General features: G+C 42.9%; 8 protein-coding genes. 1 reads left to right on the plus strand and 7 read right to left on the minus strand.

Annotated elements, in window-relative coordinates; all coding sequences use genetic code 11:
* The 4 genes from JRG66_RS06640 to JRG66_RS06655 all read right to left on the minus strand — a co-directional run bounded on the left by JRG66_RS06640 (position 1) and on the right by JRG66_RS06655 (position 9,945).
* On the minus strand, positions 1-2,094 hold the full coding sequence (locus tag JRG66_RS06640) for a hypothetical protein (RefSeq protein ID WP_265165088.1): 2,094 nt from the start codon (positions 2,092-2,094) through the stop codon (positions 1-3).
* A 24-nt stretch (positions 2,095-2,118) separates the two neighbouring features.
* Entirely contained in the window at positions 2,119-3,654 is a 1,536-nt protein-coding gene (locus tag JRG66_RS06645; protein WP_265165089.1) for a RagB/SusD family nutrient uptake outer membrane protein, read from the minus strand.
* Between the two features lie 25 nt (positions 3,655-3,679).
* Positions 3,680-6,787 (minus strand): SusC/RagA family TonB-linked outer membrane protein, encoded by a 3,108-nt coding sequence (locus JRG66_RS06650; protein WP_265165091.1) that lies wholly within the window; start codon positions 6,785-6,787, stop codon positions 3,680-3,682.
* A gap of 383 nt (positions 6,788-7,170) precedes the next feature.
* Positions 7,171-9,945, minus strand: a complete 2,775-nt coding sequence (locus JRG66_RS06655) for a helix-turn-helix and ligand-binding sensor domain-containing protein (protein WP_265165093.1) — start codon at positions 9,943-9,945, stop codon at positions 7,171-7,173.
* A 349-nt stretch (positions 9,946-10,294) separates the two neighbouring features.
* Here JRG66_RS06655 and JRG66_RS06660 point away from each other — a divergent pair, with 349 nt between their 5' ends.
* On the plus strand, positions 10,295-13,894 hold the full coding sequence (locus JRG66_RS06660) for a BamA/TamA family outer membrane protein (RefSeq protein ID WP_265165095.1): 3,600 nt from the start codon (positions 10,295-10,297) through the stop codon (positions 13,892-13,894).
* Between the two features lie 194 nt (positions 13,895-14,088).
* On the opposite strand, the gene JRG66_RS06665 is transcribed toward JRG66_RS06660, so the two are convergent.
* The 3 genes from JRG66_RS06665 to JRG66_RS06675 form a co-directional block, all read right to left on the minus strand.
* Positions 14,089-14,658, minus strand: a complete 570-nt coding sequence (locus JRG66_RS06665) for a lipid-binding SYLF domain-containing protein (protein ID WP_265165097.1) — start codon at positions 14,656-14,658, stop codon at positions 14,089-14,091.
* 164 nt (positions 14,659-14,822) lie between these two features.
* Positions 14,823-16,121: a serine hydrolase domain-containing protein gene (locus JRG66_RS06670; protein ID WP_265165098.1), complete on the minus strand. Its 1,299-nt coding sequence runs from the start codon at positions 16,119-16,121 to the stop codon at positions 14,823-14,825.
* Positions 16,122-16,218: 97 nt separating this feature from the next.
* Positions 16,219-18,471 carry a glycoside hydrolase family 3 C-terminal domain-containing protein gene (locus JRG66_RS06675; protein ID WP_265165099.1) on the minus strand — a complete coding sequence of 751 codons (2,253 nt, stop codon included), beginning with the start codon at positions 18,469-18,471 and terminating at the stop codon, positions 16,219-16,221.
* Between the last annotated feature and the right edge of the window lie 13 nt (positions 18,472-18,484).

Here is an 18,484-nt window from a genome sequence, read left to right on the forward strand (position 1 = left end):
TTAATTATGAAAGTATATATTGGTCACATACACATTAGCTGTTCCAGTAGGTGTAGCTGAAAAGATGAGCTGTGAAATATGTTCGCGTGTGGTGAGATTTGTGAAATCTGACAATGGAATATCCACGCTCACCCATTGGTTTTGTTCGGGGTTTTCTATAACCACTTCATGTTCGGTATTATCACCGCCCTCTTCATATACTCCGTTTGGACCAAAATCTACCAGCTTAACTTTAAAACTGGTCGCATTTTCGGTATAGAATTCCACATGCATGTGGGTCATATTGGTAATATCCAATTGGTTTACCACAGTTTCAATTCCAACAAAGTCTAAATTTGTGTAGTGTTTGGATAATTTACCCTCATATGTTACCTCCTCATAATTTGCATCAGACCAGTGTGTTCTCCAGGTATCGACTACAACATCATCTGCAACATCACTGAAAATGGATATATAGGAGGTTTCTCCGGTTTGTAACTTTTGTATATCATCCAGATAGAATGTTCCTGCTGAATTTCCGGGACCATCTATAAAAATAGTCATGGTAGCATATTGACCTGTAGGAACAAAGGCTTCACCTACTCCCTGGGATCCATCGATGTAGCTTTTCACGGCATCTGTACTAAAATTGAAGCTGAGTTCCTCCCAACCGGCACCTCCGTGGTTAGCCACCACTTCTGTCTGCCGTTCTCCATTAAAACCTCCTTCGAACTTTAAAAGAACAGGAAGAGCAACATCTGACCACAATTTCATCGTGATCGTTTTGTTATCGCCACTAAAATCTGCCGGCTCTTCAAGATTAAAGGAAGTACCTTCCCAGGCATTTCCGGCATTTGTAAGTGCCCCAACCATGGTAGTAGAAGTATTGGCTCCAGATTTATCCGGATTTGTAACCACCTCAAAGGAAACCCCACCAAAAACTGCAGGGGAGTAGTTTATAGCACTACTATCAAAAGTAACAGGTAGTTTTAATGGTTCGAGGTTTGTTAACCTGATGTCATCAAAGTAGAAGGAAGTACCTTCTCCTGTATTTCCGAAGTCATGGAACACGATCACCCTGTCGTAATCAACAGAAGGATCAAAGGCTGCATAGCTACTCAGGTCAAAAGTCATCTCTTCCCATTCCCCGGTTGTGGTTGTATTGGAGATCACTTCAACAAATACTGTAGGATTTCCATTTGCATCGGGCTCAGAACCTGAATCTTCAATTTTAAATAGTACAGGGACCCCTGCTTTAGGGGGCCAGGCTTTCATTTTAACTGCAGTACCTTCAGCAAAATTGAGAGGTTCATCAAGAGATAAAGAAATTCCTGCCCATGTCTCTGCCCCGGCTGATTTTTTAAGCTCCACTACTTTAGAGCTGGTGTTGATGCCGCTCATATCTGGATTAGCCACCACTTCGCCACTGGCTCCTCCAAATCCTGCCCAGGTATAATCCAGCTTTTCAGATTCAAAATCTACCGGAAGAAATAATGGATCTGTAATTGTGACCTCCTGAGTAGCTTCAATGGTCGCTTCACCACCACTTAGGGCAACAACGCGGATATTATAGGTGCCAACAGTTTCATAGGTATGACTTAGGGTTTCTCCAGCCATAAGAGGAGTGGGCTCTTCATTTTCGAGATCTCCAAAGTAAACGTTATACATAGCAGCATAATCTGCTGTGGCACTAACGGAGATTGTGTAACTATCCTGAGGGTCCTTATTAATGTTAATCTCCAGGTTCTCGGGTGCACGGAAGGAAACAGTCAATGGCTGGGTACCTTCAGCAGATTCTCCTGCGATGTTTGTTCCTGTGATCACGACGTTGTAATCACCTTCAGCATAGGTATGGGTTACACTCTCCCCAACACCAATTTCTTCCGAAGGTGTAGAACCGTCACCAAAATCAACTGTGAATAAATTTGCGCCCTCACCAGATGGAATAATGGTCACCAAACCAGTGTTGTCTTGAGTGATCTTAAAGGTTGCTCCCAAATTTGACGGGGCTGCAAGTCCTTCCAGATCCACTCCTAAACTATCATCGTCTTTATCACAGCTTATTACGGCCGTGCTAACAAAAACAGCTAAGATGATTCTAAATATATTTTTCATAATCTTCATGTGTTATTGAATGACTTACTGATAAGCAGGATCTTGCTCCAATTGAGTATTTGTTAAGTCCTGTAATGGAATAGGAAGTTTATCATGTTTCCCTTCTACATAACCCTTAAATTCCAGATATTGAGCAGCGAGACCGGCCCTTTGAAGATCAAACCACCTATGGCCTTCTCCTGCAAGTTCCAGTCTTCTTTCTCTAAGAATATTCTCGAAAGTGGCGGGAACAGACTCTTCTCCAACTCTATTTCTTACGGCATCCAATAAGGCCTGAGCACGGTTAGTATCTCCCCCACCTCTTACCAAAGCCTCTGCTTCGAGTAAATAAGTGTCTGCCAATCTTATGTCATAAAAATTCTGAGACCAGTTAAGTTCAAAGTTTCCTCCCCCAGTAGATCGATCTTCCTGTTCTCCTGCGAATTTCTTAAGGAAATACCCGGTGTCCTGATAACTTTCTTCATAAGAAATTATACCTGCCTGTTCAAGGCTGTCAAGATTACTTATGGTGTATTTATACCTATTGTCATAGCTGCCATCATTGTAAATAAAGGCATCCACAAGTTTTTTGGTAGGAATATTAAACCCCCATCCCGCAATAAAGTCGGGCGCACCCTTACCTTGTTGCAGAACGTTATATCCCCGGGGAGCCGACATTTGGTTTAGCAGGTTACCCTCTGTGCAACCAATACAGTCCCAATCTCCCCAGTTTGAAGCCGAGGAATGGATTACTTCAAAAATTGATTCCTCATTGAACTGATTTTCATTTTCAAAAAGATCTCCAAAATTTTCAAGTAGTTTATACCCATACTGGCTGGTGCCTCCTGGGGTTCCATTTACATCGCTAAACTGCTGGGCAGCCTCTCCAAACCTCTCCAGGTGCAGAAACACCTTTCCTAAAAGTGCTTTTCCGGCACCCTGTGTAGCCCTGCCGGCTTCGGTTGCCGCATCGATTTGTGTGGGGAGGTTTGGAATGGCTTCTGTTAGATCCTGTTCAATTTGAGCAAAAACTTCTGATCGATCTACCTGTACGGCATTACCCAATTCACTCGCTGCAACAGGCTCAGTAAATAATGGAATACGATCAAACAATCTTATTAAATCAAAATAGTAGTAAGCTCTGAGAAATTTCATCTCGGCCTCAAATCTGCTCCTCAACTGTTCATCCATTTCTGTATTTGGCAATTTTGAAAGCAGGACATTTGTTCGGTAAATACCGGAATAACTTCTCCTCCACAGTTCTTCCTGTGGACCTGTTGCAGGATCTAAGGTGTAACTGGACCAGGCCTGAATGGCTGGAACATCCTGAGAGTTCCCTCCTCCGGCATAAAAATCATCGGAAGCAACGTTAAGTGCAAATTCTTTGGCTACATAATTTTGCCCAACCCATCCTATAGGATCATAGGCTGCAACCAAACCATTATAAGCTTCCTGTGCATTACGATAATAGTTTGATTCCAGGCTTTGGCCACGGGGCTCTACTTCCAGGAAGTCATCACTACATGCAGTCAATGTAACCGCTGAGACAACGACTGCTATATATTTTATAAATTTTTTCATAATAGTAACTTTTATGATTATTCAATTAAAAACCTAATGAAGCTCCAAGCATGAATGATCTCGCTTGTGGATAAATACCCCTGTCAATACTTAACACACCTCCTCCAATTTCTGGATCAAAACCTGTGTATTTTGTAAACGTTAATAAATTTTCACTCATTACGTATACCCTCACCTTCTCAAATCCTACTGAGGAAAGAAGAGATTCGGGTAAATTGTATCCAATTTGGGCAGTCTTAATTCTGAAGTAATCTCCATCTTCCAGGTAGAAATCTGACGGATTACTGTAATTATTATTAGGGTCATCATTTGTCATGCGAGGGTAGGAATTTGAGGTACCAGGCCCTGTCCAACGTTCCATGGCTTTTGCTGGGTAATTGGCATTAGCGATATCGAGGCGGCGAAGCCCCTGGAATATCTGGTTCCCGGCTACACCCTGTCCAAAAATTGTAAAATCAAAGTTTTTATAGTAACCACTCAAGGTAATACCATAAGACCAATCGGGCGTTGGATCCCCAATAAAGACCCTATCTTCTTCTCCAATAGAACCGCTACCATCTGAATCCTGCCATCTAAAATCTCCGGGTACAGCGTTAGGCTGAATCAGGTCTCCATTGGCATTTGTATAATTATTTATTTCTTCCTGAGTTTGGAAAACCCCCAAAGTTTTAAATCCATAGAATGAATTTACGGCCTCTCCAACAGCAGTTCTGGTGATAGGAAAGGTACTGGACTGAAAAGCTACACCTCCATCTAGATACTCCTGCCCGTCTCCCAGGTATGTAACTTCATTATGAAGATAAGAAGCATTTGTATTGATATTAATACCATAATCCTCTTTATTTAAGGAGTAACCAAAATTCACTTCTACACCCGTATTTTCCATGTCTCCCACATTACGAGCCGGATTACCAATTACCCCGGCAAATGCTGGTATTCTAGGATAGAGCAAAATATCGGTGGTTTCTTTCTTGTACCAGTCTACTTCAAGTGAAAATCCATTGAGGAAGCGTGATTCAAAACCAATATTCAGCTGGCTGGTCTCCTCCCATTTCAAATCTGGGTTGGCCGGAGCATCGGGGCTGTAACCCACATCATAACTTCCAAGCTGATCACCAAACGCATAATTTCTACCCGAACCAATTGTTGAGAGGTAAGCAAGATCCCCTACATTATCATTCCCAACGACACCATAACTCCCTCTCAATTTAAAAAAGCCTACAGGATTGTTACCTCCCCAGAAATTTTCTCTCGAAACAACCCAACCTATAGACCCGGAGGGAAATACGCCATACTTGTTATTAGCTCCAAACCTGGAGGAACCATCTCTACGAACAATCCCGCTAAAAAGGTATTTTTCAGCATAATTATAGTTGAGCCTTGCAAAAAGTGATGATACTTTATGAGGAACATTCTCATAACCATTTGCCACTACTTTATTTTCCGGCACATCAAAATTTAAAGATGCATCATCAAAATTGTCTACGGGAATCCCAAATTTTGTCACACTTAAACCTTTTGCTTCATTTTCCTTATAAGCCCCCTGTCCTAACAGTATGGTGAAGTTATGTTGATCAATTTCATCTGAATACGACAAGGTATTCTCAAGGTTATAATCAAGTTTGTTATTGCTGCTCCTGGTAAAAGAAGTTTCTGCAGTACTAAAAGATGCGTTTAGGTAGTTGATGGGAGTAAAAGATTCATCTCCCCAGTAGGAAAGCTTCACCCCAAGGTTTGATCTAAAAACAAGGCCTTCAATAGGTTCTGCTTCAACAAAGGCATTCCCCACAAAATTATCACTGTACCCGAAATTACCAAGACGGGTTTGAATATATGCCAAAGGGTTGATAATTTCCTGAGCAACTTGTTGAGAAATACCATAAGGATTTCCATTGGCATCTCTTAGAAAAGGAAGATCCTGATTGTATGGAAATTGAGAAAGCCTATCAGGATCAGTTACTATCACAGGGGTCAAAGGGTCAAGATTTATAGCAGAGCTTAAAGGCCCTCCATATTCACTGTTCGTATTTCCTATTCCTATACTTTTATTTCTTGAATAACCAAAATTCTCACCAAAAGTCAACCAGGGTGTGACTTCATGGGTAGAATTTAAACGAAGATTGGTACGTTCATAGTTGGAAATATCTGTAGCTACAATACCTTCCTCTTCCAGATATCCAAAAGAAAAATAGAACGTGGAAACGTCATTTCCACCACTAATGCTGAGTTCATGGTTTTGACGAAAAGCCGAATCATTAAAAATAACATCCTGCCAGTCTGTTCCCTTACCCAGAGCACTAAGGTCATTAAAAACCACGCCCTCTCCATCATTAACACTTGCTTCATTACGCAGGGCTGCATATTGGGTCGCATTTGTCATGTCTATGCGTTCTGCAGGTTCAGAAAAACCAAGATAGGTGTTGTAATTAACCCTAATTCTTCCAGCTTTGCCAGATTTAGTAGTAATAAGTATCACACCACTCGCAGCCCTTGCACCATATATGGCCTGAGAGGCTGCATCTTTTAATACTTCGATTGATGCAATATCAGATTGATTCAAATATCCTATTCCACCATCGTCTACAACCACCCCATCAACTATCCATAACGGGTTGTTGTTATTAAGAGTGGTAATTCCCCGTACACGTATGGTAGCTCCCGAACCTGGTTGCCCACTCGCAGCAGCTACGGTCAAACCTGAAGTACGGCCCTGCAGGGCTTCACCCACAGTATTTATAGGCATAGTTTCTAGATCTGAAGCATTTACGCTAGAAATAGCCCCGGTTACCACACTTCGTTTTTGGGTTCCATATCCAACAACCACCACTTCATCGAGAGAGGCAGCATCAGGAGTGAGTGTAATCATTAATTCTTCCTGGTCATCTACTACAGTTTCTACGGTCTCATAACCCATGTAAGAGAACACGAGCACATCTCCGGTTGCTGCCTCTATAGCAAACTTTCCGTCGAAATCTGTAAGTGTCCCTGTTGTTGTGCCCTTGATAATGACATTGGCACCCGGCAGGGGAATACCATCCCCATCTACAACAGTACCTGTTATTTGCTCTGTTTGAGCTAAAGCCGTACTTACCACGAACAAAAATAACATCACTAAATAGTTCTTGATTTTCATTGACTGTTTAATTTAGTTGTTAGTGTAAAATTGTTAATATCACCACCTCTTTAAAATTGTCTTTACAGTGATCGAAATCGTTTTCGAGTTATCAAAAAGACAACTACACGAACTTCAAATTATAGAAAAGACAATATCTATAAGGATAGCTGTTAAATTTGTGTTACTAATGTATTAAGTAAAAGAAAAGATGAAACAAATACCGCCTTTACAAAAAACCTACAGAGAGTAGAAGGTACATGTAAAGATTATTAAAACTCCTGCAAAATTAAGGTTTCAACAAGAAAAATCCCCCAATTTAAAGCCTGCTCAAAAGGTTGTAAAACCAGGATGTTTGGTAAAATGTAGAGGTGTTGTAGAGGTAAAATACAGCATTGTTAAGGCTATAAATTCATGATATAGTCTGTTAAATTTGCTTCCCGGGGCAAATTCATCTTTTTTCTCAAACGATATCGTTTAATCTCCACACTTTTTACCGAGATATTTACAAGCGGTGCAATTTCTTTTGAAGACAGATTTAATCTCAAATAGGCACAAAGCCGAAGATCATTGGAAGTGAGTTCCGGGTGTTTCTTCTTAATCTTGTCAAAGAATTCCTTATCGGCATTTTTAAAGGCTTCCTTGAACATTTTCCAGTTGTCTTCTTCCCTTAGTTCTTTATCAATGGTGCGAATCACCTTTTTCACTTCTGGATTGTCTGCTTCCTTAAGATCAGCTTTTAAAGTTGAAAGAAGTTCGTTCTTCTTTATAATAGACATGGTAGAAGCGGCCAACTGACTGTTTTTTTCCTGCATGTCTTTCTCTAAATGCTCTTTTTGAAGCCTTATAATCTCCTGTTCTGCTTCCAGGTTTTTCAGCCTTAAGTTCCTTTCCCTCTTCTCTATGATCTTTTTATGCCGTCGCTTATAGGTATAGTGAATAACCAAAAGCCCAAGCATGAACAATAACAGGTAACTCAACACAGCCAAATTGCTGTAGTACCAGGGTTTAGCAATATTAAATTTATAACTCAGCGTTTGGGTATTATGGTCACTAATTCTGCCTTTTACTTCAAAGGTGTAACTGCCGGCAGGGAGATTTTCAAAACTGGCAATCCCGGTTTGGTCCCACTGAGACCAGGATGAGGAATAATTGAGAAGGCGGTAACTATATTCGGCTTTAGACAGGCTTTGGTAGGCGGGAATGCTGTATACAAAACGAATATTATTCTCCTTACTCTCCAATTCCAATTTATGATCATCTAACTGGCGGTAGGTAAAATTCTCTCTTTTTGAAGAGGTGCTCACAGCATTAAGCATAAGCTCTCCCGAAGGGATCTTATCAAGAGGCAGAGAAAATTCAATATAACCTCCATTAGAGCCTACCAGGTAGCGATTCTCCCCAACCAGCGATATATTCTCAAAGCCTTTGCTTATATTCCTGTGCTCTAACGGAAGGGGAACCTTCTGTAAAATAAGCTTCTGCTCAAAAGGATCTCTGTTTACATAAAACAGGTTATCTACTCCAAACGTCCACCAGCTTCCATCACCCAGCACGCGGGAAGCTCCACTTATTCTTTCAGTAGTAGTAGTCAGTTGATTAAGCACATTTTTAGAAGTAAAATCGTTTAATTTACTGCTGTATTGATAAACGGAATCTTCTGTAGAGTAATAGATCTCATTTTCAAACCTGAAAATTTTTGGTCCAAGGCCCGACTTTCTTGAAATTCCGAAATTCTGCATTGCTTCAACTTCCGAATAACCTTCATTTAGTTCGACACGAAAAATACCCCGATGAAAATGGCTCATCCACAAAGTAGAATCATTTTCTATAATCATGTGCTGCACCGAAAGATCAAAATTATCGAGATAATGAGCTTCTTCCCCAAAATCATCACCAGTAAAAAAGCTTAAACCGTTGTAATGTCCCTGAACAATTCCCGGGCCCATTTCTCCCATGGTCCAGGTTCCTAGTCCGTCCCAAATTTGAACCGCCCGTGCCCCATCAATTCTAAAGGTTCCTCTGTCATGACCTGCATACAGCTCGGCATTCAGGTAGCTAAGGCTCCATACCTGGCCTGTGGTACCTTCTATTAACCTATAAGCTTCGTTAGAATCAACTTCTTTGTAATACAAGCCCTGATTTGTCCCCAAATACATGAGCCCATCAACAACAATGCTGCAGTAAACGGTGCCAATTTCCCCAAAGGTATCAACGAAAATCCGGAAGGGGCTCTGCTTGTTGATCACCGCAATCCCGTTATCCAAACCGCCCCAAATATTTCCTTCATCATCCTCCATAACGGCAAGCAGGGTGTTGTTCATGAGAGAAGGCTGTGCCAGATGATACTCCATCTCTCCTTCAAGGTTGAGAATGTACAGGCCATCGCCTATACTTCCCAGGGCTAAACTGCCATCATTGAGGTAAAGTGCCGAAAAGAAACTTTCAGAAACAGGGTAAGCTTCAACCTCAAGGCGTTTCCAGTCATTTTCAGCAATTAGAAACAGCCCGTCATCCCGGGTTACCGCAAGTATATTTTCTTCGGAAAAAGGAAACAAACCCACAATGGGCATATTCCCGATGATCTCATTGTTCAGCACTATTCTCCCAATCCCGTTCTCGATCGTAAAAAGGCCTTTTTCGGCAACCTGGTAGTAAATCTTATCCCGCACCTTAAAAAGGTTTGAAATATTGTCTTCATTGACTAAAGTTACCACCTCTCCTGTTTGTTTATTAAAACTGTACAGGCGCTGGTGGCTTTGAAAAATCACATGGTTACCCACTTCTTTTATGTCCCAAAACTGCTCCCCGTCCATTAACTTCCCCCCTACAGAATCTTTTAGTGAATGGTACTGCAGCCGGCCATTTTCCTGCGGTCGCCAGTAGCCAAACTCCATATAAGCACCGGTATAAATATCGGTGGAAGCCAGTACCGAACGAACGGCTGTTTCTCCCGGGACTTCATACAAATTCCAGTGCTCGCCGTCAAACTGAAGCAGGCCTGCATTGTTGGCCACATAGATCTGCTTATCGGGGCCCTGGGAGATCATCCAGTTTTGGTTTCCGCCCCCGTACTGGCCAGGCGAAAAGTTGGTCACAGGCGGTAATTCCTGCCCTTTTACAGCCAGGCTGAAAAAAAGGAAGATGAGAAAGGTTTTTACAAGGAGACGCAGGTTCATTGGAAACAAATATAACTGCATTTTGTCTTTAACGAAATTTTTAGGGTGGCATTTTACGCCTTTAAACCTTAGTGGGTAAGCACTGAAACAGCAAGCTTCCAGACCCCAAAAAACCGGCAATTTAAAGGTTTAGCACCTTTACAGATTATCTAATTACAGCGGGATTAAAAAGTTCCGGTTAAAAATGCCCTTTTTGGGACCTGCAGGTTAAAATTCTGTTAGTAAAAGCTTTTAAAGCTGTTACAAAGAGGTTAAATATCAGCAGAATGGCAGTAATTTTTCAGAAATTGATGCTTTGGGTAAAGCACTGACTTTCCCTTTTAGAGAATTTTTTAACTCACGAGTTTTTATGACCCCTAAAATACCCATTCCTCATCTCCTTTTGAGATTTCTATATACATATTCTTTTTTCACTGTTTTTTGCCTGTTTTCTTCTTTTGCACAGCAGCAAGAGCAGGATAGCGCAGCTGTTAGCCGGGTTTTTTACATACTTTCAAACACGGGTCCCGGTGCCGGTATGGCTACCCTGCCCCTGCTTGAGAGCGTTGCAGGAGATTCTCAAAATGACATTTCTGCCACACTCATTTTACCCGGAAACATCACTCCTTCTCACGGCTTTCCGGAAGTTGAACCGCTAAGGCAAAACACCAGGGAATTTCTGCGGAAGAACCTGCTGCAGCCTTTAGAAAATTTCAACGGAAATATCATTTTCACCCCCGGAATCAACGAATGGACAGGAGGATCTCCTGAAAACCTCGACGACCTGGAAAGTTTTTTGCAAGACAACAGCAACGGCAAGTTTCTGCCCAACGACGGCTGCCCTGTAGAAGACATAGAAATTAATGATGAAGTGGCCTTGATTACCGTAGATTCCCAGTGGTACCTGCAAGACTGGGATCGCAGCAGTGACTATAATGTAGAATGTGATATACGTACAAAAGAAAGGTTCTTCATTGAAGTAAAAGATGCCTTAAAAGACAATTTCGGAAAGGTAAAAATCATCGCGGTTCATCATCCGGTGCTTACGAGTTCACAAACTGGTGTTTTCAACAAGATTTTCCCGTTTTCGCGTCAGGATTTTCAGAATCCGCTTTACCGGGAGTTAAGGAGGAGGCTGGAAACCCTTGCCAGCCAGTTTGACGATGTCATTTTTGTTTCGGGAAATGATGCTAACCTGCAATACCTGCACAACGGCAGGAATCCGCAAATCATTAGTGCCACTGCCGCAGGTACAACGCCTGCAAAAACTACCAAAGATGCCCATTTTGCTTCGGAAGCACCAGGATATGCAAAACTCAGGGTCTTCAAAAATGGCACTTCAAACCTCGAATTTTTCAGCCTAAACCCTTCAGGGAAAACACTGCTCTTCAGCAAAAAAATTCCGCAGGAAAGAAATACAAAAATTGAGCTGGAAGGAGCAGGCTGGGAAAAGCTCGGAAAAACCCATTCGGCTTCGATCTACTCTCCCGAAGAGACTCAGAAAAGCAACTTTTACCGCTTCCTGTGGGGAGATCGTTACCGCAATGTTTACAACACCAAAATTGAAGTTCCGGTCTTACTGCTCGACACGATTTACGGCGGGCTCACCCCCATAAAAGAAGGCGGAGGCCAGCAATCCCGTTCCATCAGGTTCATCAATGAAGATGATCATGAGTACACTTTAAGGGCGCTTAGAAAAAGTGCGACTCAATATATTCAGGCCGATCTTGCGCCAACCACTTTTATTGGTGACCGCATTGATAACAGTTACCCTCAGCGGCTCGTGCTCGATTATTTTACCACCTCGCAGCCTTACGCAAAGTTTGCGCTTGATAATTTTGCTGAAGCCCTTGACCTGCCGCACATAAAACCCCAGATCTACTACGTGCCACGCCAGCCTGCGCTCGAGATCCACAACGATGAATACGGCGATGAGCTCTATGAGTTACAGGCGCACGCCGGCAGCGAGAACAAATCTTTTGCGCAATTTGAGGAGCCACAGGACATTTTAAGCAGTTTTGACCTTCTTGAAGAGCTTCGGGAAGACCCGCAGGCCAGGGTGAACCAGGAAGAATACATTAAAGCCCGGCTCTTTGATATGCTCATTGGAGATTGGGACCGCCACCAGGACAACTGGCGCTGGGCCGAATATGAAGACGAAACGGGAAAAACCTACACCCCCATTCCGCGAGACCGCGATCAGGCTTTTTCGAAGTATGATGGTCCGCTCATCAGGCTAATAAAACTGGCGGAACCACGGCTTAGAAAAATGCAGACTTATGATGAAGATATAGACAGCATTAAATGGTTCAACTGGTCTGGCTACCCGCTAGACCTACAGGTACTCTACCAAACCCGCTGGGAGCAGTGGGAAGAGCAGGTAAAACTGATCCAAAATACCATAACCAACGAGCAGATTCAGCAGGCTTTTGCCGAATTACCTGCGGCAGCACAGGATCACACTATTGAAGAGATCAAACAAAACCTGAAGAAACGCAGGGCAAATATGATGGGCATTGCCCGTAATTATTATGAACACCTTCAGAAGTTTAAGGTCATTACCGGAACCGATGAAGATGAAAATTTTGAGATCATAAGACAGAACGACGGGAAAACGGAAATCATTCAGCAAAGTGAAGGTGAAGAGATCTTCAGGCAAACTTATAATTCCGAAGAAACTGAAGATATCTGGATCTACGGAATGGCGGGAGACGACCGCTTTACAACTTCAGGAGAGGGAGATAACCTCATCAACATCAAAGTTCTTGGCGGCCCCGGGAAAGACACTTATAATTTTCAGAATAAAAGAAAGGTCAAGCTCTACGACTTCAAAAGTGCTGAAAATGAGATTTTACAACCCGGTTCCCGAAAGCTCCTCGTAAATTCTTACAAGATCAACAATTTCAATTACAAAAAATTCAAGTACAACATCTTTAAAACCGTTCCCTACGTTAATTTTGAGACCGATGCCGGTTTCACCCTGGGCGCCGAAGCTATCTGGACAAAATACGGGCTGGTGAACAATCCATTCCAGGCCCGGCACAAACTTTTGGCCAATTATTACTTCGCTACCAGGGGTTTTGCGGTACGCTACCACGGGGAATTTGCACATTTGTTCTACAACTGGAACTTTGGGTTTACCGCCCGTTACACCAGCCCAAATTACGGGATGAATTATTTTGGGGCAGGTAGCGAAACCATTTATGACAAAGATGAAGTTGACCGGGATTACAACCGGCTGAAGATCCAAAAATGGCATTTTTCGCCCGCCCTTATCTGGCGTAATGACGCTGGCAGCGTGTTCGATATTGGTCTCAGCGTAGATGCCTATAAAGTAGAATATGAAGCTGCTACTTACCTGGGGGAAATATTAACTCCCGAAAATGACATTTTTGACCAGCAGTTTTACGCAGGTGCCGAAGCCAATTACAGGTTCTACAGTAAGAACAGCAGCGCGTTCCCAAGACTGGGATCGGATATTCGCCTTACTACGGGCTATAAAAAAAGTATAGACGAGGCCAAAAACGAGCTGGGTTACCTTGAACCTTCAGTTTCCCTTAATTATCCCATAAGTTCGAACGGGTACATGGTATTTGCCACAAAACTGGGTGGCGAAGTGATCTTTGGAGAAAATTATGAGATCTACCATGCCGCCACCATTGGCGGGAACCGAAGCTTGCGGGGATACCGCAACCACAGGTTTAACGGAAAACAGGCATTCTACCACAGTACCGATGTACGATCGGCTTTGGGGGTGTGGGAAAATAATTTCCTTCCCTTCATTTACGGGCTAACGGCAGGTTTTGATTATGGCCGGGTCTGGGTTCCGGAGGAAGATTCCCACAAATGGCACAGCAACTACGGCGGCTCGATATGGATAAGCGCCGGTCTTGCCCTTACGGGGAATATTGGCCTGTACCACGGGGGTGACGGCAATAGGCTGAGCCTGATGCTCAACTTCAAATATTAGCTCAATAGCCGGTATTAGAATTGTAGGCAGTATTCAGTAGGCAGTAGGCAGTGGGCAATTTTGAAAAGGTTTCATTGAATTTTTTAACTTCAGAAGAATAGAATACCCTAAAGACTAGTATTATGGTTTAAAAATTCAGCATAAAAAAACCGGATCAACATGATCCGGTCTTAAAAATGTCATTTTAGGGACTTTTATTGGGCGGCGCGGTAATCAAATTCCTGACCCCCTACAGAGATACCTGCCATGGCCCCGGCTTTGGGCATAATCGCTACACCGACACCATTTTCAAAAGTAATGGCTCCACCGGCTCCTTCATCCCAGATTACTGCAGATGCACTACCTCCAAATTCAAAATCTCCTTCTTTAAATTTATTAAGGGCTTCCTGGGTTTCAAAAACTATAAGCTCTCTAAAGGCTTTTCCTCCAAATTGGAACCCAATATCAATTTGTCGCAGTTCGGCATATCCGGCTACCTGTCCGTTCTCGTAAACAATTCCGTTACCTGCTGCCCCTCCAAGGATCCAGGCTCCTTTCCCCACGTTAGGGAAAATAGCATATCCGGCTGCATCGTTAAGCATACCTTCAAGTTGCGGATTTGCTCTCATAAATGCCATTTTAGCATCCATTGCATCAGATTTTATCACTTCGCGTTTCTCCATGTCCATGATCCTCTCCTGGTCCTGGGCAGTAACCTGTCCCGAGGCAAGAAGTAACATCAGAACTATAAGTCCGCTGTACAATTTGTAAGAAATTCGTTTCATAACTATATAATTTTTTATGGTTATGATCTTAAATTACTCAATTAATTACCCACAGACTGTTAACCGCACGTTATTTCACGAAATCTTAAGGAAAAATGAACCGGTTTAAATAATTATTATTACTGAAGCAAACTATTGATTCCCTAAATGTTAACTTATATTTTCTATTGGGTTATACCGGACATGGCCATTTGCCTGAATTTCCAGGCGGTTTCATCCTGCGTGGTACCCTGGGTTTGTTTCATGATGATGCCAATGAGGTTCTCTTTAGGGTCGGCAAAATACTGGGTATTGAAATAACCGCCCCAGTCAAAAGTACCCTCACTCCCTAAACCACCGGCACGAACTCCTTCTTTATTGAGAACTGAAAATGCCAGCCCATAATCCTTGTGCTGATCTTTGTATAGCTCTTTTGCCTGGTCTTCCATAATAAGTGCTACAGTAGTTTTGCTTAAGATCCTGTTCCCGTCAAGTTCACCCCCATTTAGATACATCTGGAGAAAGCGCGCGTAGTCTTTTGCTGTACTGGTAAGCCCTGCCCCGCCAGAAAAAAAGGCTTTTGCTCCTTTCACAGGATAATCGGGGTCATAAAAGGTCACAGGAAAGTTCTGCCATTCCCCATCTACCTGGTGCTGCACACTAACCAGCCGGTCTTTTTTCTCATCGCCCATGTAAAACTGAGTGTCGTCCATTCCAAGAGGATCAAAGATCCTTTCCTTTAAAAACACATCAAACGGCTGCCCCGAAATTTTTTCGACAAAATACCCCAGCACATCAAGGCTTTCACCATAATGCCATTCTTCCCCGGGAACTGCATAAAGAGGCAGGCCAGCAAGCTTTTTCACATTTTCGGCGATGCTTATCTCCTTTGTGGTATAGAGATCAACCACCCCGGCCTTTACATATATCTTTTTAATCTTTTCATCAGAATCAATCCTACCATATCCAAGGCCCGAGGTATGCGTGAGCAAATGGCGAATGGTGATTTCTTTCCCGGCAGGCCTGGTTGTGTAGGTGGTGTCTTCAGCTTTGAATTCAGCTATGATCTTAGGGTCTTTGAATTCAGGAATATATTTTGAAATGGGGTCGTCTAACCTGAATTTTCCTTCTTCCCAAAGCATCATCACCGCAGTAGAAGTAATTGCCTTGGTTTGGGATGCAATCCTGAAAATGTCATTTTTCTTCAATACTTTTCCATTGGCATCGGCTGTTCCAAAGCTTTTGTGATAAACAATCTGGCCGTTTTTTGCGATGAGTACAACTGCGCCCGGGATCTCTTTTTCTGAAATTGCTTCAGAGATCATCCTGTCAATTTGATCAAGCCTTTCCCCGTTTATACCGATTTTTTCTTCGGAAGTATGAGCATCGGCAGTACGGTCAAAAGAGTTTTGGGCCGATAGTATATTGACCATCAGCAGAAAGGCTCCAATAATTTTAGCCTGAAGTGTAGGTTTTGATAACATGGGTTGAATGTAAGTTATAAAAGTGTATTAATTAAAAAAGCAGGTTTTTAACGGGGTTCCTAAAATGCCATTTTTGGAACCCTCCCTTGAAGCCTTATTATTTTACCTGAACAATTACTTCCTGCAGAATATTTCTTGAAGAATTGCCCAGCTTTAGCGTATAAGCTCCCGGTTCTACAGTCCATTTTCCGGAGTTCATATCGTAATAGGCCAATTCTTTAACCGGAACGTCTATAGTTACGGTTTCTGTTTCGCCTTTAGCGATATTTGCTTTTTGGAAACCTTTAAGTTCCTGTGCCGCCCGTTCTACTTTAGAATCAGCTTTTGAAACATAAAGCTGCACGACTTCCTTCCCGTCAAATTCTCCCGTGTTCTTAACGTCTACTGAAACTTTGATCTTTTCATCTCCTGCATAAGCTTCTTTTTTATCCACTTTTGCATTAGAAAATTCAAAATTGGTATAGGAAAGTCCGTACCCAAAAGGATAAAGAGGTTCTACGTTTTTAGTGTCAAACCAGCGGTAACCTACCAGTATACCTTCATCATAAGTGGCCACCTCATCTCCCGGAAAGCTGTTTGTGGCATGTGCAGGTGAATCTTTTAGATCTTTGGGCATCGTCCATGGAAGTTTTCCCGACGGGTTTACCTTTCCAAGAAGCACATCGGCCAGGGCATTACCGCCTTCAGAACCATTGAACCAGCTCCACACGAGCGTGGAAGTTTGTTGCTCGACATTCTTAACATCAAAAGGTGCACCGGCGATCATCACTACAATGGTATTTGGGTTTGCCTGTAACACTTTTTCTATCAATTCTTCCTGCCCAAACGGCAGATCGAGATTTGCACGGTCTGAAGCTTCGGTTTCGTAATCGCGGTTTGAGCCGGCAAAGATGATAGCAACATCAGAGTTTTTTGCAGCATTCACAGCCTCTTCCAACAGCTCTGGATCAAGCTCATTGATGGTTACAGGCCCGTCAAGGGTGACATCGCCAAATTTTGCTTTGTCAGTCTTTGAATAGCGTTCAAGATAGCCCTGCGCATGGTTGATTTGCACAGATTCAGGTAACCTGTTTTTAAGACCTTCCAGCGGAGTCACCTCAAGTTTAGTTTTTACCCCGGCTCCAAAACCTCCCAAAGCATTCTTTTTTGTTGCATTATCTCCAATTACCGCAATGCTTTTTACCCCTTCGAGCTTTAAAGGCAGCATATTTTTGTCATTTTTGAGAAGTATAACAGATTCTGAAGCAATGTTGTAAGCATCTTTTAAGTGCTGCTCGGTATTACGGGCTCCTTTTGCACGGCTGGTGGTGTCAATGCTTTTAATGTTATACATCAGCCTTAGAACCCTTCTCACGTGCTTATCGACCTCTTCTTCTGAAAGTTCCCCCGATTTTACTGCTGCAATAAGAGGATCGGCAAAATAGAATTCATTAAAAGGACCGGGAGTTCCCATTTCAACATCAGCGCCGGCTTTTAGGGCTTTTACCGTGCTGTGGATAGCGGCCCAGTCTGAAATCACAATTCCCTTAAAGCCCCATTCATCTCGTAAGACATCCTGAAGCATATATTCATTTTCGTTTAAATAATCACCCCTGAATTTATTGTAAGCCCCCATCACACTATAGGCATGCGCATCCTTAATTGCAGCTTCAAAAGCAGGAAGGTAGATCTCTCTAAGCGTTCTTTCGTCCATTTGAACATCTACAGTACCGCGATTGGTCTCCTGGTTGTTCACAGCATAATGCTTGATGCAGGCTGCCACGTCATTTTCCTGAACCCCCACAATGTAAGGCACCGTGATTTGGGTATTCAAAAAGGGATCTTCGGAAAAATACTCATAAGTACGCCCACCCAGCGGAGTCCTGATGATATTGAAGGCAGGAGCCAATAGAACATCCTTATTCCTGTCACGCGCCTCAGCGCCTATAACATCTCCAAAAGTGTAAGCCAATTGAGGGTTCCAGGTAGCTGAAAGCCCTGCGCCTGCGGGGAGATAAGTGGCAAAATCATTGTCCCAACCGGCAGGAGCCCAGGAGTCGCGGGAAATTTCTTCACGCACTCCCAGTGGCCCATCGGCCATTGTCAACTCTGGTATTCCCAGCCTTGGCACACCCGAGGTGGCGAACATACTGGTACCGTGAAGCATTCCGGCTTTTTCTTCTAGCGTCATTTGGGAAATGAGGTTAGTGATCTCCTCTTCGTATTCCATACTTAAAGGTTGCCCTTCAAAAATGGCTTTTTCCTGAGAGATTTCTGCAACTGCCATATCTCCTGCTTCCTTCCCGTTGTTACAGGCAGAAAAACTTAAAAGGCCAAAAAGGCCCACTAAGGCTATAAATCTGTTTTTCATATCATATTGGTTT

Origin of the sequence: Salinimicrobium tongyeongense (assembly GCF_026109735.1) — a bacterium.
Classification (GTDB): Bacteria; Bacteroidota; Bacteroidia; order Flavobacteriales; family Flavobacteriaceae; genus Salinimicrobium; species Salinimicrobium tongyeongense.

Bases quoted from the DNA above. Each gene is read 5' to 3' on its own strand.
- JRG66_RS06650 (WP_265165091.1), bottom strand. From the start codon at position 6,787: ATGAAAATCAAGAACTATTTAGTGATGTTATTTTTGTTCGTGGTAAGT.
- JRG66_RS06665 (WP_265165097.1), bottom strand. From the start codon at position 14,658: ATGAAACGAATTTCTTACAAATTGTACAGCGGACTTATAGTTCTGATG.
- JRG66_RS06645 (WP_265165089.1), bottom strand. From the start codon at position 3,654: ATGAAAAAATTTATAAAATATATAGCAGTCGTTGTCTCAGCGGTTACA.
- JRG66_RS06670 (WP_265165098.1), bottom strand. From the start codon at position 16,121: ATGTTATCAAAACCTACACTTCAGGCTAAAATTATTGGAGCCTTTCTG.
- JRG66_RS06655 (WP_265165093.1), bottom strand. From the start codon at position 9,945: ATGAACCTGCGTCTCCTTGTAAAAACCTTTCTCATCTTCCTTTTTTTC.
- JRG66_RS06640 (WP_265165088.1), bottom strand. From the start codon at position 2,094: ATGAAAAATATATTTAGAATCATCTTAGCTGTTTTTGTTAGCACGGCC.
- JRG66_RS06675 (WP_265165099.1), bottom strand. From the start codon at position 18,471: ATGAAAAACAGATTTATAGCCTTAGTGGGCCTTTTTGGCCTTTTAAGT.
- JRG66_RS06660 (WP_265165095.1), top strand. From the start codon at position 10,295: ATGACCCCTAAAATACCCATTCCTCATCTCCTTTTGAGATTTCTATAT.